This is a genomic window from Micrococcus sp. 63XJN7_8_ISO-PGPR-S23-253, from assembly GCF_056173425.1.
The window spans coordinates 1,489,310-1,515,929 of the sequence record NZ_CM149673.1 but is presented as its reverse complement, the minus strand read 5'-3'; the positions used below and the strand labels follow the sequence as shown (position 1 = coordinate 1,515,929).

Below are 26,620 nucleotides of genomic sequence, written 5' to 3'. Positions count from 1 at the left end.
CTAGACTGGCCTGCATGAGTGTGACCGGCGAACCCGACCTGAACGACCCCTTCGCGCCCGCCGGCGGCGGCACGTCCGTCCTCGAGCGTGAGGAGCTGCGGCAGGAGATCGAGCCGGGCGACCACGAGCGCTTCGCCCACTACGTCCGCAAGGAGAAGATCACGGAGTCCGCCGTCACCGGCGCCCCCGTGATCGCCCTGTGCGGCAAGGTGTGGGTGCCGGGCCGGGACCCGAACAAGTTCCCCGTGTGCCCCACGTGCAAGGAGATCTACGAGGGCCTGCGCGAGCCGCAGGACGGCGGCGACGGCGACGGCGGCGGCAAGCGCGGTGGCTGGTTCGGAGGCCGCGGCCGTGGCTGACGGCCGCTCCCTGACGAGCGGCACCCCGGACGGCAGCGTCCAGCACGACCTGTTCCACATCGGCGAGGACCTTCCCCCCGCCATGCCCGAGCGCGCGGCGTGGGGGACGGCCCCCAAGCTGCGCCAGTGGCAGCAGGAGGCGCTGGAGCGCTACCTCCAGACCGCCCCGCAGGACTTCCTGACGGTCGCGACCCCCGGCGCGGGCAAGACCACGTTCGCGCTGCGCGTGGCCAAGATCCTGATGGACTCCGGCGTGGTGCAGCGGCTGACCGTCGTCGCGCCCACGGACCACCTCAAGCGCCAGTGGGCGGACAACGCCGCGCGCGTGGGCATCGCGATCGACCCGAACTTCAAGAACGCGGACGGGCGGCACGGCGCCGAGTACCGCGGGGTGGCGCTGACGTATGCCCAGGTGGCGAACAAGCCCGTCCTGCATCGCAACCGCACCGAGGCCGCCAAGACGCTGGTGATCCTGGACGAGATCCACCACGGCGGCGACGCCCTGAGCTGGGGCGAGGGCATCCGTGAGGCGTTCGAGCCGGCCACGCGGCGTCTGTCCCTGACCGGCACCCCGTTCCGCTCGGACACCGCCTCCATCCCCTTCGTCCGCTACGAACTCGGCGCGGACGGCATCGAGCGGTCGAAGGCGGACTACACGTACGGCTACGGCCCGGCGCTGCGGGACCACGTGGTGCGCCCGGTGATCTTCATGGCCTACTCCGGGCAGATGCGCTGGAAGACCTCCACCGGCGAGGTCATGGAGGCCCAGCTCGGCGAGGCGGCCACGAAGGACATCACCGCCTCCGCCTGGCGCACCGCGCTGGACCCGGCGGGCGAGTGGATCCCGTCCGTGCTGCGCGCGGCCGACCGGCGGCTCAGCGAGGTGCGCCGCAACGTGCCCGACGCCGGCGGCCTCGTGATCGCCACGGACCACCAGGACGCGCGCGCGTACGCCGCGCAGCTCGAGGCGCTGACCGGCCAGCGGCCGGCCGTGATCCTCTCGGACGACAAGGGCGCCTCGGATCGCATCGAGGAGTTCGCCGCGTCGGACGAGCGGTGGATGGTGGCGGTGCGCATGGTGTCCGAGGGCGTGGACGTGCCCCGCCTGTGCGTGGGCGTGTACGCCACGTCCACGTCCACGCCCCTGTTCTTCGCCCAGGCCGTGGGCCGCTTCGTGCGCTCCCGCCGGCGTGGGGAGACCGCCTCGGTGTTCCTGCCGTCCGTGCCCGCGCTCATGCTGCTGGCCAACGAGATGGAGCTCGAACGGGACCACGCGTTGGACCGCAAGGAGGGCGCCGTCGAGGTCGAGGACCTCGAGGACGCCCCCGAGGAGGACCTGATCGCGGAGGCCAACCGGGCCGAGAGCGGCTCGGACGCGCTGACGCGGGAGAAGTTCGAGGCCCTCGAGTCCCGGGCCAGCTTCGACAAGGTGCTCTTCGACGGCGGCGAGTTCGGCCTCGGCGGCGCCGTCGGCTCGGAGGAGGAGCAGGACTTCCTCGGCATCCCGGGCCTGCTGGACGCCGAGCAGGTCTCCGCCCTGCTGCGGCAGCGGCAGGCCGAGCAGATCCAGCGCCGGCCGCGTGCGCAGGCGGCCGAGCCCGCCGACGTCGTGGACCACCGGCGGATGAAGGAGCTGCGCTCCGAGCTGTCCAAGACGGTGTCCGCCTGGGCTGCCCGTTCCGGCCAGCCGCACGGGGTGATCCACAACCGCCTGCGGGAGATCTCCGGCGGCCCCGCCGTGGCCCAGGCCTCCCGCGAGCAGCTGGAGAAGCGGCTGAGCACCCTGCGCGGGTGGTTCGTCGGCCGGACCTGAGGTCCGTCGGCAACGCGGGGGCAGCGGCGGGCCGTGGCGGCCTGAGCGCCGGATTCAGCCGTCCCGGGACTGGAAGCGCACGAAGGCGCGCAGCTCGTCGCCCTCCACGTCACGGGACTCGCGGAATCCATGGGCCTCGTAGAAGGCGCGCTGGCGCTCCTCGGTGTCCGTGAGCAGCACGTGCTGACGCACGTGGCCGAACCGGGCGAAGACGCGGCGCAGCAGCTCGGAGGCGATGCCGCGGCGCTGGTGCCCCGGATCCACGAGGATGTCCTGCAGGTAGGCGATGGTGTGGCCGTCGGAGACCACGCGGGCCAGACCGACGAGACGGCCGCCGTCGAAGGCGGTCACCACCGTGGCCGAGCCCTGCAGCCCGCCCATGAGCGTGTCCATGTCCGCCGTGTAGGCGGACCAGCCCACGGCGTCGTAGAGGGCGCGGACGTCGTCGGCGGCCGGGATCGCCCCGGAGAGGTAGCGGATGCCGTCCCGGTCGGCGGCGATGGGGGAGTCGGTCATGGCGTTCACTCCTCGTCTCCGGCGGCAGCACCGGGTGTCCCGCCATTCTGCCCCGTGACGTGATATCCGCCACGGTGTCGGCCGACGCGTGGAGGAGGGCCGGCGGCACGGGTCTCTGCGCCCTCCGCCTCACAGATGCCGCAGATACCGCTCCGGGCCCGCGAGGAAACGGCGCCAGTGGTCCACGGTCTCCAGGTCCTCCCAGCGGGCCTCGCGCAGGCCGTGCTCGCCGGCCTCGAGAATCCGCGCCCCCGGCAGGGCCGCGAGGACCGGGGAGTGCGTGGAGAGCAGGACCTGACAGCCGGCCTCGAGCCGTTCCAGCAGGAAGGCGGTGAGGGCGAGGCAGTTCTCGAAGGAAAGGGCGGACTCGGGCTCGTCCAGGACCCATAGCCCGCGCACCGAGGCCCGCTCGCGGCAGAACGCGAGGAAGGACTCCCCGTGGCTCATGCGGTGCAGGCTCGGTCCCCTGGACACGCCCTCCAGGTAGGTGAACAGCCCGTGCATGGCCTCGGCCCGCAGGAACACGCCGCCGCGCGGCGCGCCGGCGCCGCGGGTCAGCTGCAGGTGCTCGGCCAGCGCGGACTCGGTGACGCGCGTCGAATGGCGGACGTGGTGGGTGCCGCCCTCCGGGTTCAGCCCGGCGGCCTCCGCGATCGCCTCCACGAGCGTGGACTTGCCCGCACCGTTCGCGCCGACCAGGACGGTGGCCGGTCCGAGGTCCAGTCTGTCGTCCAGCAGCTGCCGGACCGCGGGGACCGTGGCCGGCCAGCCGGAGCGGTCCAGGCGCTCGCCGAGCGCGTGCTCCGTCACCCTGCGGACGGGCAGGGCGGGGCCCAGGCCGGTATCGCCGTCGCCGCCGTCGTGGGGCCGGCCGGGGCACCGGCCGCGACCGGGCCGCGAGTCGTCCACGGGGCTCAGGAGGTCGCCAGGATGGCCCCGGCGGCCTCCATCTCGTGGAGCGCGGCCTGGGCGGCCGCCTCGTCGACGCCGGCCACCAGGTCGGTCAGCACGGTGACCTCGTAGCCGGCGTCGAGGGCGTCGAGCACGGTGGCGCGCACGCAGTGATCCGTGGCGATGCCCACCACGGTGATCGCGTCCACACCCTGCTCGCGGAGCCACTCGTCGAGGCCGGGGGCGCCGGACTCGACGGCGGCCGCGGCCACGGCGGTGGCCCCGTACGGGCCGACGGTCCCGGAGGGGCGCTCGCCCGCGGCCCCGGTCGGGACGGCGTCGGGCTCGCCGAGGGCCCCGTCGAAGCCGGAGTAGGCGTCCGTGTGCAGGCCCTTGAGGAACTCGGCGTCGAGGTGCTCGATGTCCAGGTCGGGGTGCAGCTCGGCGCCGGTGGTGCCGGCCACGCAGTGCACCGGCCAGGTGGTGCGGAAGTCCGGCTCGGCACCGGTGGCCGCCGCGAAGTGCGTGCCCGGGTCGACGTGCCAGTCGCGCGTGGCGGCCACGGCCGTGTAGGCGTCCGCGTGCTCGGCCAGGTGCTCGCTGACCCCGGCCGCGACGGCGGCGCCGCCGGTCACGCCGAGGGCGCCGCCCTCGCAGAAGTCGTTCTGCACGTCCACGATCACCAGGGCGCGGTTCAGGTTCTCCACGGGTCAGTCCTCCAGGAAGATGGTCGGGATGGCGGGGTCGCCCGGCTGCAGGCGGCCCACGGAGGCGGGCAGCTCGCGCAGGGAGGCGGCGTGCCGCTCGGCGGCACGGGTGACGGCCTCGGGGCCGGTCCAGCCCTCGGCCAGCTCGCCGGCGTGCACGAAACGGTGCAGCAGGGGACGGTCGTCGGCGTCGGGCGCGGCGCCGCGGTTGACGCCGATCACCTCGGCGGTGGCCCGGCCCCGCGGGTCGCGGCGGCGCGCGGCCTCTTTGCGGCCGCCCCGGCTGGCCTTGCCGGAACTGGCCTTGGCCACGTCCACCCACGTGCCGTCGTCGTCCTGGCGGGCCACGAGCTTGTAGACCATGGAGGCGGTGGGCGCGCCGGATCCGGTGACCAGGCGCGTGCCCACGCCGTACGAGCTGACGGGGGCGGAGCGCAGGGCGGCGATCGCGTACTCGTCCAGGTCCGAGGTGACCATGATCCCGGTCTCGGTGTTGCCCAGCTCGTCGAGCAGCTCGCGCACCCGGTGGGCCTGGATCACGAGGTCGCCGGAGTCGACCCGGACGTTGCGCAGGGCCGGGCCGGCCACCTCGACCGCGGTACGCACGCCCTGTTCCACGTCATAGGTGTCCACGAGGAGGGTGGTGTCCGCTCCGAGCGCGGCGACCTGGGCCTCGAAGGCGGCGCGCTCCGTGTCGTGCAGCAGGGTGAAGGAGTGGGCGGCGGTGCCGACGGTCGGGATGCCGTACCGGCGGCCCGCCTCGAGGTTCGAGGTCGCGGTGAAGCCCGCGATGGCCGCGGCGCGGGCCGCGGCCACGGCGGACTCCTCGTGCGTGCGGCGCGAGCCCATCTCGGCGCACGGGCGGCCGTCCGCGACCGCCGTCATGCGGGAGGCGGCGGAGGCCACGGCGGAGTCGTAGTTGTAGATGGAGAGCAGGTAGGTCTCCAGGATGCACGCCTCGGCGAAGGTCGACTCCACCTGCAGGAGGGGGGAGTGCGGGAAGTAGGCCTCACCCTCGGCGTAGCCCACGATGTCGCCCGTGAACTCGAAGTCGGCGAGCCAGGCCAGCGTGGCGTCGTCGAGGGCGGTGGTGTCCGCGAGGAAGTCGAGCTCGGGCGTGTCGAACCGGAAGCGGGACAGGCCCTCCAGCGCGCGGCCCACGCCGGCCACCACGCCGTAGCGGCGGCCGCTGGGCAGGCGTCGGGTGAACAGCTCGAAGCGGGAGCGGCGGTGCGCGGTGCCGGCCTTCAGCGCGGCCTGGAGCATGGTCAGCTCGTAGTGGTCGGTCATCAGCGCCGTGGGGATCTGCCAGTCGTCGGCGGTCCGCGGGGCGCTGGGCACGGGGTTCTGGCTCACGCGCCCACCCTAGTGGACCGTCGCGGGGCCGGTCCTGGCCCGCCCGCCTCGTACACTGGGGCGCATGTCCGTGCTGACCCGCCACGATCCGTCCGCGCCGCGCGCCGTGCGTCCGGCACCGGGCGAGTCCGTCCCCGCCGGCGCCACCGACACCGCCCTGCTGGAGCGGCCGCACGAGGACACGGCCCGGGACCGGCCGTGGAACGTCGTGGTGTGGAACGACCCGGTGAACCTGATGAGCTACGTCGCCTACGTGTTCCGCACCCACTTCGGCTACTCCGCGGCCAAGGCGCAGCGGCTCATGCTCGAGGTCCACGAGCGGGGCCGGTCCGTCGTGGCGACGGGCACCAAGGAGAAGGCCGAGCTGCACGTGGGCGCGATGCACGGCTACGGGCTGTGGGCCACGCTGGAGCAGGCGGAGGACTGAGGAGGGGCATGGCAGAGCGGTTCCGCTGGACGCGGCGGGGGTACACGGCGCAGCTGGAGCTGCCGGAGGTGCGCCTGCTGCGCGGGCTGGTCAGAGACGTCGTCGCCCTGCTCGAGGGCCGACGCGCGGACGTGCGCCCCGCCGAGGCGGACCCCGCCGGGGCCGTGGCCGCCGAGGACGGCGTCGACGCGCCCGAGGACATCCCGGCGGCGCCGCCGTCCGCGTCCGCCGCGGAGGACGCGGGCCCCGTGGCCGGACTGGACGCGTCCGACGCCGCGTTCTGGGGGCTGGTCTCCGGCCTGCACCTGAGCCAGGACCCGGAGGCGCAGCGCTCGGCCCCCGCCGACCCGGCCGTCGCACGCCTGCTGCCGGATGCGATGCCCCAGGCCGGCGCCGCCGAGCAGGGCGCCCACCGGGCCCTGACCGAGGACGCCCTGTCCGAGGGGAAGCTCGCGGACGCGCGCCTGGCCCTCGAGCTGCTGCGCTCGACGCGCGTGGAGGTGCCGCACGACCAGGCGCCGGCCTTCGGCCGCGCGCTCAACGACGTGCGCCTCGTCCTGGCCGCCCGCCTGGGCGTCGAGACCGAGGAGGACGCCGCTCGCGTGCACGCCGTGGACGACTGGCGCAGCGCGGAGGACGTCGAGTCCACCATGGCCCTGCTCTACAACTTCACCTCGTGGCTGCTGGAGACGCTCATGACGGAGATGCTCAGCGAGCTGCCCGAGGGTTCGGACGAGTCTGCGCCGGGCGCCGGGGACGCGGAGGGCGAGCAGTGACCGGCCGGCGCACCGTCGTGGACGCCGCCGCGCCGATCGGCGTGTTCGACTCGGGCGTGGGCGGGCTGACCGTGGCCCGGGCGATCATGGACCAGCTGCCCCACGAGTCCATCCTCTACGTGGGCGACACGGAGCACTCGCCGTACGGCCCGCGGCCCATCGCCGAGGTGCGGGCCCTGGCCCTGGCGATCATGGACGAGCTCGTCGCGCGCGGCGTGAAGGCGCTCGTGATCGCGTGCAACTCCGCGTCGGCCGCCGTGCTGCGCGACGCTCGCGAGCGCTACACGGGAGGCCACGGCATCCCCGTGATCGAGGTGATCCAGCCCGCCGTGCGCCGCGCCGTGGCCGCCACGCGCACGGGCCGGATCGGCGTGATCGGCACCGAGGCGACCGTCGGGTCCCGCGCCTACGAGGACTCGTTCTCGGCCGCCCCGCACCTCGAGATCACCTCGGTCGCGTGCCCGCGGTTCGTGGAGTTCGTGGAGGCCGGCATCACCACCGGCCCCGAACTGCTGGAGACCGCCCGGGAGTACACGGCCCCGCTGCGTGCGGCGGGCGTGGACACCCTCGTGCTGGGATGCACCCACTACCCGCTGCTGACCGGCGCGCTCTCGCTCGTGATGGGGGAGGACGTCACGCTCGTCTCCTCCGCGGAGGAGACCGCCAAGGACCTCTACCGGGAGCTGGTCCGCCTCGGCCTCGAGCACCCCCACTCGGCGGCGGGCTCCGGCCAGGCCACCCGCCACCGCTTCGCCGCCACCGGCGACCCCGACCACTTCCAGGCCCTCGCGCGCCGCTTCCTCGGACCCGAGGTCGAGTCCGTGCGACGCCTGGAGACGATCGGCGCGCCCCGCCCCGCCCCGCGGCCGCGCCGGTCCCGACGCGCTCGACGGCCTCCGTCCGGCTGGGCGCCGAGCAGGAGGGTGTGACGTGAAGCTGACCATCATCGGGGCCTCCGGGTCCTTCCCCGGCCCGGGCTCGCCCGCCTCGTGCTACCTCCTGACCGCCGAGGGCGTGGCCGAGGACGGCGTCACCCCGCGCACGTGGCGGATCCTGCTGGACCTCGGCAACGGCGCCCTCGGCGTGCTGCAGCGCTACGTCGATCTCGAGGACCTGGACGGCATCCTGCTCTCCCACCTGCACCCGGACCACTTCATGGACCTGTGCGGGATGCACGTGGCCATCCGCTGGAACCCGGCCGGCTGGGGCCGCGGCCGGATGCCCGTCTACGGACCCGCCGGCACCGCCGACCGCATCGCCGAGGCGTACGGGATGGACCCCGAGCCGGGGATGCACCAGGACTTCGAGTTCCGGTGCTGGACTGCCGGCCGCACCGAGCGGCTGGGTCCGTTCCGGTTCACCCCGGTCCCCGTGCGCCACCCCATCGACGAGGCCTACGCGATCCGGGTCGAGGTGGACCGCGTCGACGACGACGGCGGCCTCACCACCCGCGTGCTCACCTACTCCGGGGACACCGACGCGTGCGAGGGGCTCGTCGAGGCCGCGCGGGACGCGGACATGTTCCTGTGCGAGGCCGCCTTCCACGAGGGCCGGGACGACGGCATCGACGGCGTCCACCTGACCGGCCGACGGGCCGGCGAGACGGCGGCGCAGGCCGGGGCCCGGAAGCTGCTGCTCACGCACCTGCCGGTGTGGAACGATCCGCAGCGCGCCGTCCAGGAGGCCCGCGCGGTGTACGACGGCCCGCTGGCCGTCGCCGTCTCGGGGCTGAGCTACGGCGTCTGAGGGCGTGCCTAGACTGGAGACCATGAGCTCTCCCGCCACCACCGCCCCCCGCCCGGACGGCCGCGCCGTCGACGAGCTGCGCCCCATCACCATCACCCGGGGCTGGTCCCGGCAGGCGGAGGGCTCGGCCCTGATCGAGTTCGGGAACACCCGCGTGCTGTGCACCGCCTCCTTCACCGAGGGCGTGCCGCGCTGGCTCAAGGGCGAGGGGACCGGCTGGGTCACCGCCGAGTACGCGATGCTCCCGCGGGCCACCAACGAGCGCAACCAGCGTGAGTCCGTCAAGGGCCGGATCGGCGGGCGCACCCACGAGATCTCCCGTCTGATCGGCCGGTCCCTGCGCGCCGTCATCGACCTGTCCGCCCTGGGGGAGAACACCATCGTCCTGGACTGCGACGTCCTCGACGCCGACGGCGGCACCCGCACCGCCGCCATCACGGGCGCCTACGTCGCCCTCGCCGAGGCGGTGGCCTGGGCGCGGCGCGAGGGGATCCTCGCCAAGGGCGCCGCCGTCCTCAAGGACTCCGTCGCCGCGGTGTCCGTGGGCATCGTGGACGGGGTGCCCGTCCTCGACCTGCCATACGTGGAGGACGTGAAGGCGGAGACGGACATGAACGTGGTCGTCACCGGCGCCGGGGAGTTCGTGGAGGTGCAGGGCACCGCCGAGGGCGCGCCGTTCACCCGCGCCGAGCTGGACACCCTGCTGGACCTGGCCCTGATCGGCACGGGCGAGCTGGCCCGCATCCAGGCCGAGACCCTGGCCGCCGCCACGGAGGACCGGGCGTGAGCGGGCCGGCCGCCTCCTCGTCGTCGGGTGCGTCGGAGGGCGCCCGCATCGTGCTCGCCACGCACAACGCGGGCAAGGTGCGCGAGCTGCGGCAGCTGCTCGCCGGCGCTGTGCCCGGCCTCGACGTGGAGACCGCGGTGGTGGACGCGGGCGCCGTGGGCGCCCCGGACGTCGTCGAGGACGGCGTCACGTTCGCCCAGAACGCGCTGAAGAAGGCCCGCGCCGTGGCCGCGCACACCGGGCTGATCGCCGTCGCGGACGACTCCGGTCTGGCCGTGGACGTGCTGCACGGCGCCCCCGGGATCTTCTCGGCCCGCTGGGCCGGGCGTCACGGGGACGACCGTGCCAACCTCGAGCTGCTGCTGGCCCAGCTGGCCGACGTGCCGGACGAGCATCGGGGTGCCCAGTTCGTGTGCGCCGCCGCGCTCGCGGTCCCCAGCGGCCCGGACACCGCGGGCGCCCGGGCCATCCACGTCGAGCACGTCGAGCACGGCCGCCTGCCCGGCACGCTGCTGCGCGAGCCCGTGGGGGACGGCGGCTTCGGCTACGACCCGATCCTGCGCCCCGAGGGCCGGGACGTGTCCACCGCGCAGCTGCGCCCCGAGGACAAGAACGCGATCAGCCACCGGGGGCACGCCTTCCGCGCCCTGCTGCCCTACCTGGTGGACGCGCTCGACGCGCGCCCGTGAGCGGCGGGCGCGCCCCCGTGCCGGGGCTGGACTTCACCGCGATCGACTTCGAGACCGCCAACGGCTTCCGCGGCTCCCCGTGTGCCGTGGGCGCCGTTCGGGTGCGGGACGGGGTCATGGTGGACCGTGCCGAGTGGCTGATCCGTCCGCCCGTGGGCTTCGACCGGTTCGATCCCCGCAACGTGCGCATCCACGGCATCACCGAGGACCGCGTCCTGGACGCCCCCCGGTTCGCGCAGGTGTACGACGAGCTCGCGGACTTCGTGGGGACGGACGTGCTCGCGGCGCACAACGCGGGCTTCGACGTCGGCGTCATCGAGTCCGGCCTCGAGGTCTCCGGGCGGGACGTGCCGGGCCTGGAGTTCGTGTGCACCCTGGTGCTGGCGCGCCGCGTCTACGACCTGCCCTCGTACGCCCTGCCCTCCGCGGCGCGCGAGGCCGGCTTCACCCCGGGACGCCACCACGACGCACTGGCCGACGCCGAGGCCTGCGCGGCCATCCTCGTGGACATCGGCCGGCGTGTGCTGGGGGAGCAGCCGGCCGACGCGGACGTGCTGCCGGGGCTGCCGGCCGGCCGCGGCGTCGACCGCCTGATGCGGGCCCAGGGGCTGAGCGTCAGCGTCCTCGCCCCCCGGGCGGCGGGATCGGGCGCCGAGTCGAAGGCCACCCGCCAGGCCCGGCGCACCGAGGGCGTCTTCGACGCGCGGGTCCCGCTGCGGGACGAACGCGCCATGCCGGACTTCATGCGCTGGCCGGACGAGGGCGTCAATCCGCTCCCGAACCCGGCCGCCGACCCGGGCCACCCCCTGTTCGGCCAGACGGTGGTGTTCACGGGCGGCATCGGCATGTCGCGTCAGAGTGCCAAGACGCGCGCGGCCGCGCAGGGTGCGCAGACCGCGAACCGGGTGGGCGCGGCCACCACGATGCTCGTCGTGGGGGACGGCTTCGAGGCCGCGGACCTGCACCGCCCGCGCGCCGAGGACGGGGCGCCGCAGGCCGTGACCACGGCGCTGGCGCACCGCAAGACGCGGGACGCCCTGCGCCGGCGGGAGCGGGGGCAGGCCATCGCCCTGGTCTCCGAGGGGGAGTTCCTGCAGATGCTCGACGGGAACTGGCCGGACGCCGCGCGCTGAACCGCTCAGGTGGTCGCGGCGCTCCAGCGCCGGGCGGCCTCCAGGACGACCTCGCGCTCGGCGATCCACCCCGGGACGGAGGCCTCGGCCGCGGCGCGGTCCGCGGGGTCGTGCGCGCCGAACACGGCGGTGCCGTGCGCCGCGCCGAGCACCTGCCCGGCCAGTGAGGCCGTGGAGTCGGAGTCGCCGTCGTGGTTCACGCCGATCCGCAGCGCCAGGGCGAGCGCCGCCGCCGGATCGGCCGGGTGCGCCGCCTCCGCGGTGAGCGCGGCATACAGCGCGATGGCCAGGGCCTCCTCCGCGACCCAGCCCTCGCCCAGCGCGGTGGGGAGGGCGCCGGGGGCGCCGGGGTCGGCGTCGACGGTGCCGGCCAGGTCGACCGCCGCGGCGACGGCGGCGCGGGTCTCCTCGGCCTCCTCGCCCAGGCTGTCGAGCCACGCGCGGGCGTGCGCGACCGCGGCGGCCAGGTCCAGGCCGCGCAGCAGGGTCGCGATGACGAGGGCGTACGCGGCCGCCGCGACCCACGCGGTGGGGTGGCCGTGCGTGAGGACGGCCCCCTGGCGGGCGAGGGACACGACGTGCGGGTCCTCGAGACCCGGCACCATCCCGTACGGGGCCGAGCGCATGACCGTCCCGCAGCCCTTCGAGCCCGGGTTGTGCGGGTCGCCCGGCAGGCCCATCCCCGGTTCGGCGAGCCCGCTCAGGCACGCGGTGCCCGGCGCGCGGCGCACCTTCAGCTCCGCGTGCGCGTCGATCCAGCGGGGCGGGGCCGGGGGAGCGCCCTCGGGCAGCGCGCCGTCCTGCGTGGCGAACCAGCGCAGGCACGCGAGCCACACGCACGCGGCGGGATCGGCCGGGACGCCGTCGTTCTGCCACTCGATCCACTCGAGCAGGCCGTCGAGCACGTACAGCGTCAGCTGCGTGTCGTCGGTGATCGGCAGGGCGTGGGCGCCCTCCTGGGCGAGCAGGTCCGCGGCGTCGGTGACGCCGGCGGGGCCGTGCACCGCCGCGATCCCCGACGCGGGGGTGAACTCGACGACGCCGCCCAGCGCGTCCCCGGCGGCACCGGCCGCGAGGAGGGCCAGGACCCGGTCGGCGTGCTCGGGGCCGGGCAGGGGCGTGGACGAGGAGGCGGTGGGATCGGGCGCGGTGGCGGACATGTCGCCATCGTACGAGCCGTGCGGCGTCGTGCTTATCCCGTCCGCACCCTCCCTAGAGTGGGCCGCATGATCCTGCTGCACACCTCGGACTGGCATCTGGGCCGGTCGTTCCACGGCACCGGGCTGCTCGAGGCCCAGGAGGAGGTCCTGGACGCCCTGGTCGCGACCGTGACGGAGCGCGGCGTGGACGCCGTCCTGCTGGCCGGGGACGTGTACGACCGCGCGCTGCCGCCGTCGGACGCCGTCCGGCTGCTGGACCGGACGCTCACCCGGCTGCACGCGGCCGGCGCCCAGGTGGTGCTCACGAGCGGCAACCACGACTCGGCGGTGCGCCTCGGCTTCGGCGGCGGACTCCTGGCGGCCGCGGGCGTGCACGTGCGCGCGGACGCCGCGGAGCTGGACCGCCCGGTGCTGCTCACCGAGCCCGGGGTCGACGGCGGCGCAGGCCAGACCGTGGCCGTCTACGGCATCCCCTACCTCGAACCGCGTCACCAGGGACCGGCCTGGGGCGTGGCGCCCCACCACACGGCCGTGCTGACGGAGGCGGTCCGCCGCGTCCACGCCGATCTGGCCGCCCGCCGCGCCGAGGCGCCGGAGCCGGTGGCCGGCGTCGTGCTGGCCCACCTGTTCGCGGCCGGGGGCCACGGCTCCGAGTCCGAACGGGACATCGGCGAGGGCGAGCACGTCGAGCCGGGCGCCCCGCCCGAGATGCTGGTGGGCACGCTGGGGCAGGTGCCGGTCTCCGTGTTCGACGGGCTTGACTACGCGGCCCTGGGCCACCTGCACGGCCGGCAGCGGCTGGCCGAGCACGTGCGGTACTCCGGCTCTCCGCTGCCGTACTCCTTCTCCGAGGCGAGCCACCGCAAGGGCGGCTGGCTCGTCCACGTCACGGGCGGGGCCGTCACCGACGTCGAGGCCGTGGACTGGGACGCCGGGCGGCGCCTGGCGGTGCTGTCCGGGCCGATCGAGGACCTGCTGGAGTCCCCGGAGTTCGCGTGGGCGGAGCAGTGCTGGGTGCAGGTCACCGTCACCGACGACGAACGCCCCGAGCGGGCCCTGGAACGCCTGAAGACCCGGTTCCCCTCCGTGCTCGTCTTCCGCCACGAACCGGCCGGCGGGAGGCGGGCCCGGGAGCGGACCTACGCCCAGGCCCTGCGGCAGGCGCCCTCGGACCACGCGCTCGCGGTCGGCTTCGTGGACCACGTCCGGCAGCGGCCGGTCAGCGAGGCCGAGCAGGACCTGCTGCGGGACGCCCTCGAGGCCGCCCGCGCGGCGGAGGTGCGCGCATGAGGATCCATCGGATGCGCCTGGAGGGGCTCGGGCCCTACGCCCAGGCGCAGGACGTCGACTTCGACCGGCTCAACGCGGCCGGCCTGTTCCTGCTGGACGGGCCCACCGGCGCGGGCAAGTCGACGGTGCTGGCCGCGCTGTGCTTCGCCCTCTACGGGACCGTGCCGGGCGGACGGTCGGCCGAGTCGCTCGTGACCACGCTGCGCGAACCCGGCGCGGTGATCCCCGAGGTGCAGGTCGAGTTCACCGTGCAGAGCCGGCGCTTCGAGGTGGTCCGCTCGCCCAAGCACGAGCGGCCCCGCCGCCGACGCAGCGCGGCGGGAGGCGCCACCGTCACCACGCAGGCCACGGTCTCCCTCCGGGAACGCGTGGCCGGGGAATGGACGGCGCCGCTCACCCGGGCGGACGAGGTGGGCCAGCAGATCGCGGCCGTCCTGCACCTGGACGCCGAGCAGTTCATGCAGGTGGTCCTGCTGCCCCAGGGACAGTTCGCTCAGTTCCTCACCGCGAAGTCGGATGAGCGCCGCGCCCTGCTGCGGCGGCTCTTCGGCACGCAGCGCTTCGACGGCGTCGAGGAGCACCTGCGCGTCGAGACGGCCCGGCTGGACACCGCGGTGGCCGTGGACGCGGACGTGGCCCGGACCGCGCGGGCGCAGCTGGCCGAGGCGCTCCACGAGGCGCTCGGCCCGGACTGGCATGCGCCGGAGCCGTCACCGGACACGGACGACCGGCTGCTCACCCTCGCCGCCGAGCGCGCGGGTCGCGCCCACGAGGACGCGCGGGCCGACCTCGCCGCGGCCCGCGCCGCGGAGCAGCGGGCCCGGGTGACGGTGCGTGAGCTGGAGACGCGCGGGCGGGACCTGGCCGCGGCCGAGGCGTGGGCGAGTCGTCGACGCGACCACGATGCCGAGGCCGAGACCGCCGCGGCGCGGCGCCGCGCCGTCGACGCCCATGAGCGGGCCGGGCGGGTGCTCGCGGCCGCCCAGCGGGCCACCGCGGCGGCGGACGCCGCCGGCACCGCGTCGGAGGCGGTGACGGAGGCCCTGGCGCACGTCGAGGACGAGCCGACCGCGGCGTCGTGGCTCGCCGCCGCCCGGGCGGACGGGGCCACCGACGCGCCCGCCTCCCGCCAGGCGCTGGGGGAGGCCGAGCGCGCCGCGGAGGCGGTGGCGCGCGCCGTCCGGGACCGTGACCGGATGCGCGAGCTGGAGCAGGAGGCGGCCGCCGCGGCGGAGCGGCGGGCCGAGATCGACCGCGACCGCGCCGCCCTGGTCGAGTCCCGCCCCGAGCGTGAGGCGGCCGTGGCGGCACTCCGCTCGGCCGTCGAACGCGGCACCGAGCGTCTCGGTGCCCGGGAGGCCGTGGACCGCGCCGTGGACGAGGCCGCCGCGCGCCGCACGTCCGCCGAGGCCGCGGCCGCCCGCGCCGTCGAGGTCGAGACCGCGGCCCGGGCCCATCGGGAGGCACAGGAGCGGCGGAGCGAGGCCGCCGAACGGCACGTCGGTCTGCTGCGTGCCCGGTACGAGCAGGCCGCCTCCGAGCTGGCGGAGCGGCTCGTGCCCGGCGAGCCGTGCACCGTGTGCGGCTCGCCCGAGCACCCGGCCCCGGCCGCCACCGCGGACACCACGGTGACCGAGGCGGACGTGCGGGACGCCGAGCAGGCCCGGACCGCGGCCGACCGTGCCGCGGCCGACGCCGAGACCGCCCTGCGCGCCGCCGAGCAGACCCTCCGCACGGCGCGCGAGGCCGCCGCCGGGCTCGCACCCGAGGCCGCGCGAGAGGCGCTCGAGCGCGCCGAGGCCGAACGGGCCGTGCTGGACCAGGCGGCGAAGGACCTCGCCGCGGACCGCCGCCGGCTGACCGCCGCCGAGAAGACGCTCGCCGGGGCCGACGAGACCGCCGCCGCGCTCGCGGCCGAGGACGGCCGGCTCGCCGAGGCCGCCGCCCACCGCGCCGCCCGGCTGACCGAGCTGCGGGACGCCGTCGAGGCCGCCCGCGGCGACGTCGAGACCCTCGACGCCCGCGGCGACCAGGTCACCGCCGCACGCCGGGTCCTGGCCGCCCTCGCGGCGGCGCAGGACGAGGACGCGCGCGCCCGGGCGGTCGCCGACGAGACCGGCCAGGCGCTCACCGCCGCGCTGGCCGAACAGCGCTTCGACGACGTCGACGCGGCGCGCGCGGCCCGCCTCGAGGAGACGGAGGCCGCCGCCCGCACGGCCGCCGTGCAGGAGTGGGACGCCGAACGGGCCCGCCTCGCCGAGCTCGAGGCGAGCGAGCCCGTCCGCCGGGGCCGCGCCCTCGCCGAGGCGGGCGTCGAGCCGCCGACCGAGGAGCAGACCCGCGCCGCCGCCGAGGCGCTCGCCGCGGCCGAGGCCGCGAGCTCGTCCCGGGCGACGGCGGTGGGGCGACTCGATTCGCTCGTCGCCACGGTGCGCCGGCAGTCGGCCGCCCTGACCGAGGTCCTGGAGCGGTCCGCCGGGCTCATCGCCGAACACACGCGGGTGCGGGGGCTGCTCGACCTCGTCCGCGGCGGCGGGGAGAACCTGCTCAAGATGCCCCTGACGAGCTACGTCCTCGCCGGGCGGCTCGAGGAGGTCGCCGCCGCGGCCACCGAGCGTCTGCTCGCCATGACGGACCAGCGGTATTCGATCGAGTACTCCGACGCCGTGGGCGGGCGCGGGAACAAGGGCCTCGAACTCGTCATCCGGGACCACTACGTGGACGAGACACGCCACCCGGCCACGCTCTCGGGCGGCGAGACCTTCATGGCCTCCCTCGCCCTCGCCCTGGGGCTCGCGGACACCGTGCAGGCCGAAGCCGGCGGCATCGAACTGGACACGCTCTTCGTGGACGAGGGCTTCGGCTCGCTCGACGCGGACACCCTCGACGACGTCCTGGACGTCGTGGACACCCTGCGGACCGGTGGCCGGACCGTGGGCCTCGTCTCCCACGTCGAACGGATGAGGCAGGAGATCGGCGTGCGCCTCGAGGTGCGCAAGGACCGGCGCGGCTCGAGCCTCGCGGTGCACGACGGCGCCTGAGCGGCGGGGGTGCGCCCCGCCGCCCCGGCCCACGCCGGGCGGGCGGTCAGGCCCGGCGCCACCGCCGGCGGAGGCGCTGCCGGAGTCGGCCGAGGCGCCCGGCGTCGAGCTCGGACAGGGCCGCCCATCGCTCCTCAGCCCGGCTCGCCTCCTCAGCCCGGCGCGCCTGCTCGGCCGCGCGCTCGGCCGCGACGCGCTGCGCCTCCCGCTCGGCCGCGACACGGCGCTCCTCCTGCAGGCGGCGCTCCCCGCGGACCTCGGTGAGCCGGTACAGCACGGGCACGAGCACGAGGGTGAGCAGGGTGGAGGACACCAGGCCGCCCACCACGGCCACCGCGAGGGGCTGGGAGATGAACCCCGCGTGCCCCGTGATGCCCAGGGCCATCGGGGTCATGGCCAGGACGGTGGCCAGGGCCGTCATCACCACCGGGCGCACGCGGTTGAGCGCGCCCACCTCGATGGCCTCGTCCAAGGTCATTCCGCGGTCGCGGCGGTACTGGTTGATCAGGTCGATCAGCACGATCGCGTTCGTCACCACGATGCCCACCAGCATGAGCAGCCCGATCATCGTGGACAGTCCCAGCGGCGTGCCGGTGGCCAGCAGCGCCAGGAACACGCCCGTGGCGGCGAAGGGGATCGACACGAGCAGCACGAGCGGCTGGCGCAGCGAGTTGAACGTCGCCACCATCACGACGTACACGGTCGCCACGGCGGCCAGCAACGCCAGTCCGAGGTCCCGGAACGTCTGCGCCTGCTGCTCCGCCGCGCCGCCCACGGCCGCGGTGACGCCCTCGGGCAGGTCCAGCTCCGCCACGGCCTGCGTCACCCGGCGTGAGACGGCCCCGAGGTCCTCGTCGTCCGGGGTCACCGTGACGACGGCGGTCCGCTCGCCGTTCGAGGACGTCACCCGGGCGGGCACGGACACCCGCGAGACCTCGGCGAGGTCCCCCAGGGGCACGGGCCCCTCGGCCGTCTCCACGGGCACCTGGCGCAGGGCGTCGAGGGACTCGACCGGCTCCGGGTCACCCAGCTGCACCGCGAAGCTCTCGAACCCGAAGCGGACCTCGCCCACGGGCACGGCCTGCAGGGCGGCGGCGGCCTGGCCGGCCACCGCCTCCTCGGTCAGGCCGAGCCGGGCGGCGGCGACGGTGTCCACGTCCACCTGGAACGTCGGGCGCAGGTCCGAGGCCGGCGTCGTCACCTCGCGGGCACCCTCGACGGGCCGCAGCGCCTGGGCGACCTGATCGGCGGCCGCGGTGAGGGCCTGCGGGTCGGGGGCGGAGACGGACACCTCGATGTCCTGGCCGCCGCTCGGCCCCTGCTGTGTGGAGACGGACACGTCGCCCACGCCGTCGAGACCGGTGAGCTCGGCGCGCACCCCGTCCTGAAGGGCCCCTTGGTCGGCATCCGGGTCGGTCACCACCGTGAACCGCGCCCGGTCCGCCGAGGAGCCGCCGAAGGCCCCCATCGGACCGGCGGCGGTGCCGGCCGTCCACTGGACCGTCTCGACGCCGTCGGTGTCCAGCAGCACCCGCTCGATGCGCTCGGCGGCGGCGGCCGTCGTCTCCAGCGACGCCCCCGGCTCCTGCTCCGCCGTGACGACGAACGAGTTCTGTCCCGAGTCGCCCAGGAGGTTCGTGGGGATCAGCGGGACCAGCGCGGCCGTGCCGGCCAGCAGCGCCAGGGCGGCGGCGAGGGTGACCACGGTGTGCCGCTGCGTCCAGCGCAGCACCGGTCGGTAGACCCGCGTGAGCCACCCGCCGGCCGCCACGGGCCGGTCGCCGGGGACGGCGGGCGCGGCCGCGGTCTCGGCCCCACGCCGTGGGGCGCGCAGGAACCACCAGCACAGCACCGGCACGATCGTCAGGGCGACCACGAGGGAGGCCAGCAGGGCGACCGTGGCGGTCACGGCGAAGGGCCGGAACAGCTCGCCGGCCAGGCCGCCCACGAAGGCGATGGGCAGGAACACGGCCACGGAGACGAGGGTGGAGGCGGTGATCGCGGTGGCGACCTCGCGCGTGCCGTCCAGGATCGCGGTGCGCCGGTCGGCGCCCAGGCCGAGGTGCCGACGGATGTTCTCCACCACCACGATCGCGTCGTCCACGACCCGGCCGATCGAGATCGTCAGCGCCCCGAGCGTCAGCGTGTTGAGGGAGTAGCCGAAGGCCGCCACCCCGATGAGGGCGGCCAGCAGGGACAGCGGAATGGACACGGCGGTGACGAGGGTGGAGCGCACCGAGAGCAGGAACACGGCGATCACCAGCACGGCGAACGCCAGGCCCAGCAGGCCCTCCTGGAACAGCGTGTCGATGGACTGCTGGATGAACGGGGCCTGGTCGAACACCACGGTCAGGTCCGCGCCGCCGCCCACCACCGACGCCAGCTCCGGCAGGGCGTCGCGCACGGCCTCGGAGACCGCCACGAGGTCGGCGTCCGGGGTCGCGGTCACGGAGACGGACAGCGTCGGCACCCCGTCGGTGCGGGTCAGGGACGTGGGGGCCGCGGCCACGAGGGTGACGTCGGCGACCTCGTCCAGGGTGCGCGGTTCGCCGTCGCCGGAGGGGGCGACGACGATCCCGCGCAGGCCCTCGAGGTCCTCGACGGCGGCGCCCGCCTGGACGGGATAGGTGGTCGCGCCCTCGGTGACCTGGCCGACGGGGAAGAGGCCGGCGTTCTCCTCGAGCGCGTCGGTGATGTCGGAGGTGGTCAGCCCGGCGGCGGTGAGCGCGGCCGGGTCCGGGACCACGGAGACGTTCTCGTCCGTGCCGCCCAGGACGTCGGCGCCACGGACGCCGTCGATCTTCTGCAGCCGCGGGGCCAGGACGTCCTCGGCGCGGCGGCGCAGGGTGTTGAGGTCCTCGTCCCCGGACAGGGCGAGGAAGACCACCGGGAAGTCGGAGACGGAGCCCGCGAAGGACGAGGTCTCCGCCTCCTCAGGCAGCTGGGGCCCCAGGTTGGCGACCACCCGGTCCACCTGGGACCGGGCCCGGTTCAGGTCCGTGCCGTAGGCGAACTCCAGCTGGACCGCGTTGAAGCCGGACTGCGACGTGGACCGCGAGGATTCGAGGCCCTCCACGGCCTGCAGGGCCGTCTCGAGGGGCTCACCCACCTGCGCGTCCACGACCTCGGGGGACGCCCCCGGGTAGAGCGTCGACACGGAGATGACGGGCAGCTCGAGCGGGGGGATCAGCTCCCGCTTGAGCTGCCCGGCGGAGAGGACGCCGAACACCGCGATGAACACGGTGACGAGCGCCACGAGCGCCCGTCGGCCGAGTGAGAACCGTGCGAGCGCTCCCATCGCGGCGTCAGGCCAGCTTCAGTGCGGCGTCCGTGACGGTGCGGACCTCGTCCAGCAGCGCCGGGTCGTCGTTGAGCGTGTGGCCCAGCGACGGGATGAGCTCCTTGAGCGTGCCGTCCCAGCCGGCCATCTTCGCGGGGAAGCAGCGCTCGAGCAGCTTCACCATGATGGGGGCCGCGGTGGAGGCGCCCGGCGAGGCGCCGAGCAGGCCGCCGAGCGAGCCGTCCGCGTGGGTGACGACCTCGGTGCCGAACTGCAGGACGCCGCCGAAGCGGCCCTTGCGCTTCATCACCTGCACGCGCTGGCCCGCGGTGATCAGCTCCCACTCGCCGCCGTCGGCCTCCGGGTAGAACTCGTGCAGCGCGTCGATCTTCTTGTCCCGGGACTTCAGCACCTCGGTCACGAGGTACTTGGTCAGGTCCATGTTGTCCTTGGCCACGTCCAGCATCGTGCTGAGGTTGTGCGGGCGCACGGACAGCGGCAGGTCCAGGTAGGAGCCGGTCTTGAGGAAGTTCGTGGAGAACCCGGCGTAGGGGCCGAACAGCAGGGACCGCTTGCCGTTGACGAAGCGGGTGTCCAGGTGGGGCACGGACATCGGCGGGGCGCCGACGGCGGCCTGGCCGTACACCTTGGCCATGTGCTGGTTGACCACGGACTCGTCCGTGCAGCGCAGGAACTGGCCGGAGACCGGGAAGCCGCCGAAGCCCTTGACCTCGGGGATGCCGGACTTCTGCAGCAGGGGCAGGGCGCCGCCGCCGGCACCGACGAAGACGAAGCGGGCGCGGTCCACGAGCTCGGAGCCGGCGGCCTTGTTCTTGACCTTGACCTCCCAGCGGCCGTCCGTGCCGCGGGTGAGGCCGGTGACCTTGTGACCGAAGCGCACCTCGGCGCCGGCGCCGGCCATGGCCGTGATGAGCTGGCGGGTGAGGGAGCCGAAGTCGACGTCGGTGCCGCCGGTGTTGCGGGACGCCGCCAGGCGCTGGCCCGACTCACGGCCCTCGATCAGCAGCGGGGCCCAGGCGCGGATCTGCTCCGGGTCCTCGCTGTGCTCCATGCCGGCGAACAGCGGCTGGGCGGACATGGCCTCGTAGCGGGTGCGGAGGTAGTCGGCGTGGTCGTCGCCCCACACGAAGGACATGTGCGGCAGCGGGTTGATGAAGGACTTGGGGTCCTTGAGCGTGCCGTCCGCCACCAGGGAGGACCAGAACTGGCGGGTGGTCCAGAACTGCTCGTTGATGCCCAGCGCCTTGGTGACGTCCACCCGGCCGTTCTTGTCCATGGGCGAGTAGTTCAGCTCGCACAGGGCGGCGTGGCCGGTGCCCGCGTTGTTCCACGGGTCGGAGGACTCCAGGCCGGCCTGGTCGAGGCTCTCGTACAGGGCGATGGACCAGGTGGGCTCGAGCTTCTGCAGCAGCACGCCCAGGGTGGCGCTCATGATGCCGCCGCCGATCAGGACGACGTCGTGGGTGGCGGTGGACGAGGTGGTGGGCACGGTCAACTCCTGAAGCAGAACGACGGCGGGTGGGCGCAGTGCGACCAGGCCGAGCAGTGGCGGTCGGGCCGGGCGCCGTGATCTCCCACTGTACTACCGGTGCGTTCAGCCTTCGGTCAGCCTGACGCGCGAGAAGGGCTCGTCCAGCTGCGGCGACGTCGGGTAGGAGGCCACGCGCGGGCCGGTGGCCAGGGCGGAGATCGGGTAGACCAGCGGCAGCGCCGGCAGGTCGAGGGCCATGGCCCGGACGACACGGCGGAACAGGCCGCAGCGCGCGTCGTCGTCGGTCTCGGCCGCCGCCGCGTCCACGTCCTCGACCACGCGCGGGTTGCGGTAGCCGGTCTCGGCGCGGCCCGAGCGCGCGAAGGGCTCGAGGAACGCGTGCGGGTCGCGGTAGTCGCCGGTGCGGCCCATCAGGTGCAGGGCTCGGGTGGGCCGGGAGACGACGGCGTGCAGGTAGTCCTGGTCCTCCGGCACGGGCACGGGCACGATGTGCATCCCCACCGCGCCGAGGTCGTGCGCGACCATCGCGTAGACCCGCTCCGGCTCGGGCAGGGCGGGGCGGGCCGTGCCGACCGGGTAGAGGAACTCCAACGGCTCCCCGTCGTATCCCGCCAGGCCGAGGAACTCGCGGGCCCGGCCCGGGTTGACGTCGTAGCGCCGCGCCTCCTCGTCGCCGACGCCGAGGGACGGGGGGACGAGGTCGTGGGCCAGGCGGGTGCCCTCGAGGAAGACGTCGCTGCCGGCGATGCGCGGGCGGTCCACCGCGTACGCGATCGCCTGGCGCAGGTACTGCGCGCGCACGAGCGGATGGTCCAGGTTCATGCCCACGTAGAGCACGCCCAGGGGGTCCCGGGGCAGCACCTGGGTGCCGGCCTCGACGAGGGGGCGCAGCTGGCCGGGGGCGACGACGTCGATCACGTCCGCCGTGCCGCGCCGCAGCTCCCGCAGGCGCACGGAGGCCCGACCCCACGCCTGCACGGCCACCGGGTACGCCGCCGGGTCGGAACCGCGATGGCGGTCGCTGGGGACCAGGAACGTCGCGCCCGAGGCACCCGGGTGGGCGCGTGTGAGCTCGGCGGTCTCCGCGGCGTCGGCCCAGCGGTAGGGGCCGGTGCCGGCGGGGGTGGTGACCTCGGAGCCGTCCACGTCGACCGTGCGGTCCCACGAGGCCGGCGAGGAGATCGCGAAGGCCGGCGAGGCCAGCGCGGCCGCGAGGTGACGGCGGGGGGAGTGCAGGCGCAGCCGCACCTCGAGCTCTCCGTGCGCCTCGACGCCGGCGAAGGCGGAGTCCGCGTCCCCGGCGTATCCGCCGAAGGCCGAGACGAACGAGGAGGGCGGGGTGACGGTCCCGTCCACGGGCGCAGGGGCGGCGGCCCACCGCTCGATGTTCGCGACCACGGCGGCGGCGTCGCACGGCTCGCCGTCGTCGAACACCACCCCGGAGACCAGGTGGAACGTGTGGAGGCGGCCGCCGTCGGACTCCTCGTGCCGCTCGGCGAGGCGGGGCGTGGGGGCGCCGGTGTCCGGGTCCACGCCGAGCAGCGTCTCGAAGACCTGGCGGATCAGACGGAAGGACTCGACGTCCAGTGCGCGGGCCGGATCCCGCGTCAGCGCCCGCGCCGGGGCGCCGACCACGAGCAGCCGACCCGGTCCCGAGGAGGTCGGGGCGGCGGTGGACGGCGCCGCGGGCGACGTCGTGCAGCCGACCGCGCCCAGGCCGAGCAGGCCCAGGCCCCCGCCGAGGAAGGCGCGGCGAGTGGGCTGCATGGCGGCCTCCTCTGGCAGGTGACGTCGGGATCGGGCGGGCCCGGGGAGTGCGGGCGGGGGGACTCGAACCCCCACGTCCAGGACACTGGAACCTAAATCCAGCGCGTCTACCAGTTCCGCCACGCCCGCGCACACCCCGCGCACGGGGCGAGGCCCGATCCTACCGTGTGGTGCCCGGGCGCTGCGGGCGCGGATCAGGCCTCGTCGAGGCCGAGGGTGCGGCGCAGTCGGGCCACGTGGCCGGTCGCCTTCACGTTGTACTGCGCGTGGGTGACCTTCCCGTCCGGGCCGACGACGATCGTGGAGCGGATCAGGCCCTCGGAGGTCCGCCCGTAGTTCTTCTTCTCGCCCCAGGCGCCGTAGGCCTCGGCCACCGCGTGGTCCTCATCCGAGAGCAGGGGGAACGTCAGGCCCTCCTGCTCGGCGAACCGGATGATCTTGCCGATCGGGTCGGGGGAGATCCCCAGGACGACGTAGCCGGCCGCGGTGAGGGAGGCGAGGCTGTCCCGGAAGTCGCAGGCCTCCGTGGTGCAGCCGGGCGTGGACGCGGCCGGGTAGAAGTAGACGATCGTGTGCTTGCCCGCGCTGTCGCGCAGCGAGACGGGCCGGCCCTCCTGGTCCTGGAGGGTGAACGCAGGTGCCGTGTCGCCGGGCTGGAGGCGGTGCTGGGTCGTGTCGGTCATGGGCCCAAGCCTACGGTGGGGCCTGCCGGGGAGCGGGGACGACGAAGGCCCCGTCTCCGTGGAGACGGGGCCTTCGCTTCGTGTGGTGCACCCCCCGGGACTCGAACCCGGAACCTGCTGATTAAGAGTCAGATGCTCTACCGGTTGAGCTAGAGGTGCAGGTGCCGCACCGCCTCTCGGATCTCTCCGGTGCGCCGTGCAACGAGGTGAAACCCTACCAGGGGTTTCAGATGCCGTGCAAATCGGGGGGCGTGACGTCCGTCGTGTCCGGCTCCGGGGCCGCGTAGAGGCGGTCCAGTTCGTCCATGAAGGCGGTCATGAAGGCGTGGAAGTCGGTGGCGTCCTCGGCCTGGTCGAGCTCCGCGGTGCCGTCCTCCGTGAGGTCACCCACCGGGACGCGCGTGTGCTCCGGGACGTCGAACCACGTGCGGAAGCCCGTGACGGTCTCCACCTGATAGCCGCTGCCCGTGTCCGCCACGGTGGCCACGTTGGCCAGGCCCACCCCGACGACGTCGGCGCGGTCTGCGGAGGCCTCGGTCACCGGGCCGTGCGGGTCGTCCTCGGCCACGCCCGGGGTGCGGCGGTCGTGGTCGTCCGGGGTGGAGGTGGGGTCGAACGGGCACAGCAGCATCTCGAGCGGCTGGTGGCGGTACCCGATGACGAGGGGGGAGGAGGAGCCCGAGGGCTGGCCGTAGACGACGTTGTAGTCGCCATGGTTGAACACGCGCGCATCGAAGACGCGGCGCAGCCGTCTGTGCAGGGTGGGCGTGTCCATGACCCCAACGTACGCGGACCCGTCCGCACGTGTCATGCCGCCGCGCCCGTCACACGGGGACGTCGCTCCGGCCCTCTCGCGCCGTGCTCACTAGACTCCGCGGCATGGACTCCGCCGCGTCGACTCCCAGCACCCCGTCCGCCGCCCCCGACATGAAGCCGCGCTCGCGCGACGTCACCGACGGCATGGAGCGCACCGCCGCCCGCGGCATGCTCCGCGCGGTCGGCATGGGGGACGAGGACTTCGGCAAGCCGCAGATCGGCATCGCCTCGTCCTGGAACGAGATCACGCCCTGCAACCTCTCCCTGGACCGCCTCGCCCAGGCCTCGAAGGACGGCGTCCACGCCGCCGGCGGATATCCGCTGGAGTTCGGCACGGTCTCCGTCTCGGACGGCATCTCCATGGGCCACGAGGGCATGCACTTCTCCCTCGTCTCCCGCGAGGTGATCGCCGACTCGGTGGAGACCGTGATGATGGCCGAGCGCCTGGACGGCTCCGTCCTGCTCGCCGGCTGCGACAAGTCGCTGCCGGGCATGCTCATGGCCGCCGCCCGCCTGGACCTGGCCTCCGTGTTCGTCTACGCCGGCTCGATCATGCCGGGCGTCGCCCGCCTGACCGACGGCACCGAGAGGCAGGTGACCATCATCGACGCCTTCGAGGCGGTCGGCGCCTGTGCCCGCGGCCTCATGTCCGAGGAGGACCTGCTCCGCATCGAGAAGTCCATCGCCCCGGGCGAGGGCGCCTGCGGCGGCATGTACACCGCCAACACCATGGCCTCCATCGGCGAGGCCCTCGGCATGTCCCTGCCCGGTTCCGCCGCCGCCCCCTCCGCGGACCGTCGCCGTGACGCCTTCGCGCGCCGCTCCGGCGAGGCCGTGGTGAACATGCTCCGCCAGGGCATCACGGCCCGGGACATCATGACCAAGCCCGCGTTCGAGAACGCGATCGCCGTGACCATGGCCTTCGGCGGCTCCACCAACGCCGTGCTGCACCTGCTCGCCATCGCCCGGGAGGCGGGCGTCGACCTGCAGCTGTCCGACTTCAACCGCGTCGCCGACCGCACCCCGCACATCGCCGACCTCAAGCCGTTCGGCCAGTACGTCATGACGGACGTGGACCGCATCGGCGGCGTCCCCGTGGTCATGAAGGCCCTGCTGGACGAGGGCCTGCTGCACGGTGACACCCTCACCGTCACCGGCAAGACCCTCGCCGAGAACCTGGCCGCGCTCGATCCGGACCCGGTGGACGGCAGGGTCATCCGCACCATGGACGACGCGCTGCACCCCAACGGCGGCATCGCGATCCTCCACGGCTCGCTGGCCCCGGAGGGCGCCGTCGTGAAGTCCGCCGGCTTCGATGCGGACGTCTTCGAGGGCACCGCGCGCGTCTTCGACCGTGAGCGCGCCGCCATGGACGCCCTCGAGGACGGGACCATCGCCGCCGGCGACGTCGTGGTCATCCGCTATGAGGGCCCGAAGGGCGGCCCGGGCATGCGCGAGATGCTCGCGATCACCGGCGCCATCAAGGGCGCGGGTCTGGGCAAGGACGTCCTGCTGATCACCGACGGGCGCTTCTCCGGCGGCACCACCGGCCTATGCATCGGCCACATCGCCCCCGAGGCCGCCGAGGGAGGGCCGATCGGCCTGGTGCAGGACGGCGACCGCATCCGCGTGGACATCGCCGGACGCACCATGGACCTGCTCGTGGACGAGGCCGAGCTCGCCGCCCGCCGCGAGTCCTGGAAGCCGGTGGCGCCGAAGTTCACCACGGGCGTGCTGGGCAAGTACGCCAAGCTGGTGCACTCCGCCGCCGAGGGCGCCTACCTGGGCTGAGGCCTGGTCGGCCCGCACGCCGCGTCCAGCAGGGGATGAGCATGCATGAGCTCGCCGCCCGGGCCGGGGGACCCGCGCC

Annotated in this window: 22 protein-coding genes and 2 tRNA genes; 12 read left to right on the top strand and 12 right to left on the bottom strand. The window is 74.8% G+C overall.

Annotated features, from left to right (window positions below; genetic code table 11):
* Window positions 1-14 precede the first annotated feature (14 nt).
* Both AC0VX4_RS06985 and AC0VX4_RS06980 read left to right on the top strand, forming a co-directional pair.
* Complete coding sequence (locus tag AC0VX4_RS06985; RefSeq protein WP_010079007.1) at window positions 15-359, top strand: DUF3039 domain-containing protein; 345 nt, start codon at window positions 15-17, stop codon at window positions 357-359.
* Complete coding sequence (locus AC0VX4_RS06980) at window positions 352-2,172, top strand: DEAD/DEAH box helicase (RefSeq protein ID WP_081097748.1); 1,821 nt, start codon at window positions 352-354, stop codon at window positions 2,170-2,172. The genes AC0VX4_RS06985 and AC0VX4_RS06980 overlap by 8 nt, the downstream gene beginning before the upstream one ends.
* 54 nt (window positions 2,173-2,226) lie before the next feature.
* On the opposite strand, the gene AC0VX4_RS06975 is transcribed toward AC0VX4_RS06980, so the two are convergent.
* The 4 genes from AC0VX4_RS06975 to AC0VX4_RS06960 form a co-directional block, all read right to left on the bottom strand.
* On the bottom strand, window positions 2,227-2,688 hold the full coding sequence (locus tag AC0VX4_RS06975) for a GNAT family N-acetyltransferase (RefSeq protein WP_065573686.1): 462 nt from the start codon (window positions 2,686-2,688) through the stop codon (window positions 2,227-2,229).
* Window positions 2,689-2,817: 129 nt separating this feature from the next.
* Window positions 2,818-3,597 carry an AAA family ATPase gene (locus tag AC0VX4_RS06970; RefSeq protein ID WP_367998949.1) on the bottom strand — a complete coding sequence of 260 codons (780 nt, stop codon included), beginning with the start codon at window positions 3,595-3,597 and terminating at the stop codon, window positions 2,818-2,820.
* A 5-nt stretch (window positions 3,598-3,602) separates the two neighbouring features.
* Complete coding sequence (locus tag AC0VX4_RS06965) at window positions 3,603-4,286, bottom strand: isochorismatase family protein (protein ID WP_002857239.1); 684 nt, start codon at window positions 4,284-4,286, stop codon at window positions 3,603-3,605.
* Window positions 4,287-4,289: 3 nt separating this feature from the next.
* Complete coding sequence (locus AC0VX4_RS06960; protein ID WP_098471464.1) at window positions 4,290-5,642, bottom strand: nicotinate phosphoribosyltransferase; 1,353 nt, start codon at window positions 5,640-5,642, stop codon at window positions 4,290-4,292.
* 64 nt (window positions 5,643-5,706) lie between these two features.
* On the opposite strand from AC0VX4_RS06960, the gene clpS reads away from it, so the two are divergent.
* Genes clpS through AC0VX4_RS06925 form a run of 7 tightly spaced genes read left to right on the top strand, consistent with a single transcriptional unit; the run spans window position 5,707 to window position 11,200 of the window.
* The gene (gene clpS / locus AC0VX4_RS06955; RefSeq protein WP_002857236.1) at window positions 5,707-6,069 is read left to right on the top strand and encodes an ATP-dependent Clp protease adapter ClpS; all 363 of its coding nucleotides are present in this window, start codon (window positions 5,707-5,709) and stop codon (window positions 6,067-6,069) included.
* An 8-nt stretch (window positions 6,070-6,077) separates the two neighbouring features.
* On the top strand, window positions 6,078-6,845 hold the full coding sequence (locus AC0VX4_RS06950; protein WP_216879439.1) for a DUF2017 family protein: 768 nt from the start codon (window positions 6,078-6,080) through the stop codon (window positions 6,843-6,845).
* On the top strand, window positions 6,842-7,774 hold the full coding sequence (gene murI, locus AC0VX4_RS06945; protein ID WP_227448593.1) for a glutamate racemase: 933 nt from the start codon (window positions 6,842-6,844) through the stop codon (window positions 7,772-7,774). Before AC0VX4_RS06950 ends, murI begins: the two co-directional genes overlap by 4 nt.
* Window position 7,775: 1 nt before the next feature.
* Window positions 7,776-8,591 (top strand): MBL fold metallo-hydrolase, encoded by an 816-nt coding sequence (locus AC0VX4_RS06940; RefSeq protein ID WP_060774583.1) that lies wholly within the window; start codon window positions 7,776-7,778, stop codon window positions 8,589-8,591.
* A 22-nt stretch (window positions 8,592-8,613) separates the two neighbouring features.
* Window positions 8,614-9,378 carry a ribonuclease PH gene (rph, locus tag AC0VX4_RS06935; RefSeq protein ID WP_002857227.1) on the top strand — a complete coding sequence of 255 codons (765 nt, stop codon included), beginning with the start codon at window positions 8,614-8,616 and terminating at the stop codon, window positions 9,376-9,378.
* Complete coding sequence (locus tag AC0VX4_RS06930; protein ID WP_145031898.1) at window positions 9,375-10,067, top strand: non-canonical purine NTP pyrophosphatase; 693 nt, start codon at window positions 9,375-9,377, stop codon at window positions 10,065-10,067. The genes rph and AC0VX4_RS06930 overlap by 4 nt, the downstream gene beginning before the upstream one ends.
* Entirely contained in the window at window positions 10,064-11,200 is a 1,137-nt protein-coding gene (locus AC0VX4_RS06925; RefSeq protein ID WP_049158366.1) for a 3'-5' exonuclease, read from the top strand. Before AC0VX4_RS06930 ends, AC0VX4_RS06925 begins: the two co-directional genes overlap by 4 nt.
* Window positions 11,201-11,205: 5 nt before the next feature.
* Here the strand turns inward: AC0VX4_RS06925 and AC0VX4_RS06920 are convergent, their stop codons facing one another.
* Window positions 11,206-12,360, bottom strand: coding sequence for an ADP-ribosylglycohydrolase family protein (locus AC0VX4_RS06920; protein ID WP_144824274.1), 1,155 nt, complete (start codon window positions 12,358-12,360; stop codon window positions 11,206-11,208).
* A gap of 66 nt (window positions 12,361-12,426) precedes the next feature.
* Between AC0VX4_RS06920 and AC0VX4_RS06915 the strand changes: the two genes are divergently transcribed.
* Complete coding sequence (locus tag AC0VX4_RS06915) at window positions 12,427-13,650, top strand: exonuclease SbcCD subunit D (protein ID WP_002857222.1); 1,224 nt, start codon at window positions 12,427-12,429, stop codon at window positions 13,648-13,650.
* 11 nt (window positions 13,651-13,661) lie between these two features.
* Complete coding sequence (locus AC0VX4_RS06910) at window positions 13,662-16,691, top strand: AAA family ATPase (RefSeq protein ID WP_216879437.1); 3,030 nt, start codon at window positions 13,662-13,664, stop codon at window positions 16,689-16,691.
* Between the two features lie 46 nt (window positions 16,692-16,737).
* On the opposite strand, the gene AC0VX4_RS06905 is transcribed toward AC0VX4_RS06910, so the two are convergent.
* The 7 genes from AC0VX4_RS06905 to AC0VX4_RS06875 form a co-directional block, all read right to left on the bottom strand.
* Entirely contained in the window at window positions 16,738-19,989 is a 3,252-nt protein-coding gene (locus AC0VX4_RS06905) for an efflux RND transporter permease subunit (protein WP_002854226.1), read from the bottom strand.
* Window positions 19,990-19,996: 7 nt separating this feature from the next.
* Window positions 19,997-21,487 carry a malate:quinone oxidoreductase gene (locus AC0VX4_RS06900; protein ID WP_269139467.1) on the bottom strand — a complete coding sequence of 497 codons (1,491 nt, stop codon included), beginning with the start codon at window positions 21,485-21,487 and terminating at the stop codon, window positions 19,997-19,999.
* 99 nt (window positions 21,488-21,586) lie between these two features.
* Window positions 21,587-23,251 (bottom strand): ABC transporter substrate-binding protein, encoded by a 1,665-nt coding sequence (locus AC0VX4_RS06895; RefSeq protein WP_475464154.1) that lies wholly within the window; start codon window positions 23,249-23,251, stop codon window positions 21,587-21,589.
* Window positions 23,252-23,299: 48 nt separating this feature from the next.
* A tRNA-Leu gene (locus tag AC0VX4_RS06890) sits at window positions 23,300-23,380 on the bottom strand.
* A 65-nt stretch (window positions 23,381-23,445) separates the two neighbouring features.
* Entirely contained in the window at window positions 23,446-23,934 is a 489-nt protein-coding gene (bcp, locus tag AC0VX4_RS06885) for a thioredoxin-dependent thiol peroxidase (RefSeq protein ID WP_002854221.1), read from the bottom strand.
* Window positions 23,935-24,017: 83 nt separating this feature from the next.
* A tRNA-Lys gene (locus tag AC0VX4_RS06880) sits at window positions 24,018-24,093 on the bottom strand.
* A gap of 67 nt (window positions 24,094-24,160) precedes the next feature.
* A complete protein-coding gene (locus tag AC0VX4_RS06875; RefSeq protein ID WP_002854218.1) occupies window positions 24,161-24,709 on the bottom strand; it encodes a hypothetical protein in 549 nt (182 codons plus the stop codon).
* A gap of 104 nt (window positions 24,710-24,813) precedes the next feature.
* On the opposite strand from AC0VX4_RS06875, the gene ilvD reads away from it, so the two are divergent.
* Window positions 24,814-26,541: a dihydroxy-acid dehydratase gene (gene ilvD / locus AC0VX4_RS06870; protein WP_002854217.1), complete on the top strand. Its 1,728-nt coding sequence runs from the start codon at window positions 24,814-24,816 to the stop codon at window positions 26,539-26,541.
* Window positions 26,542-26,620: the final 79 nt, after the last annotated feature.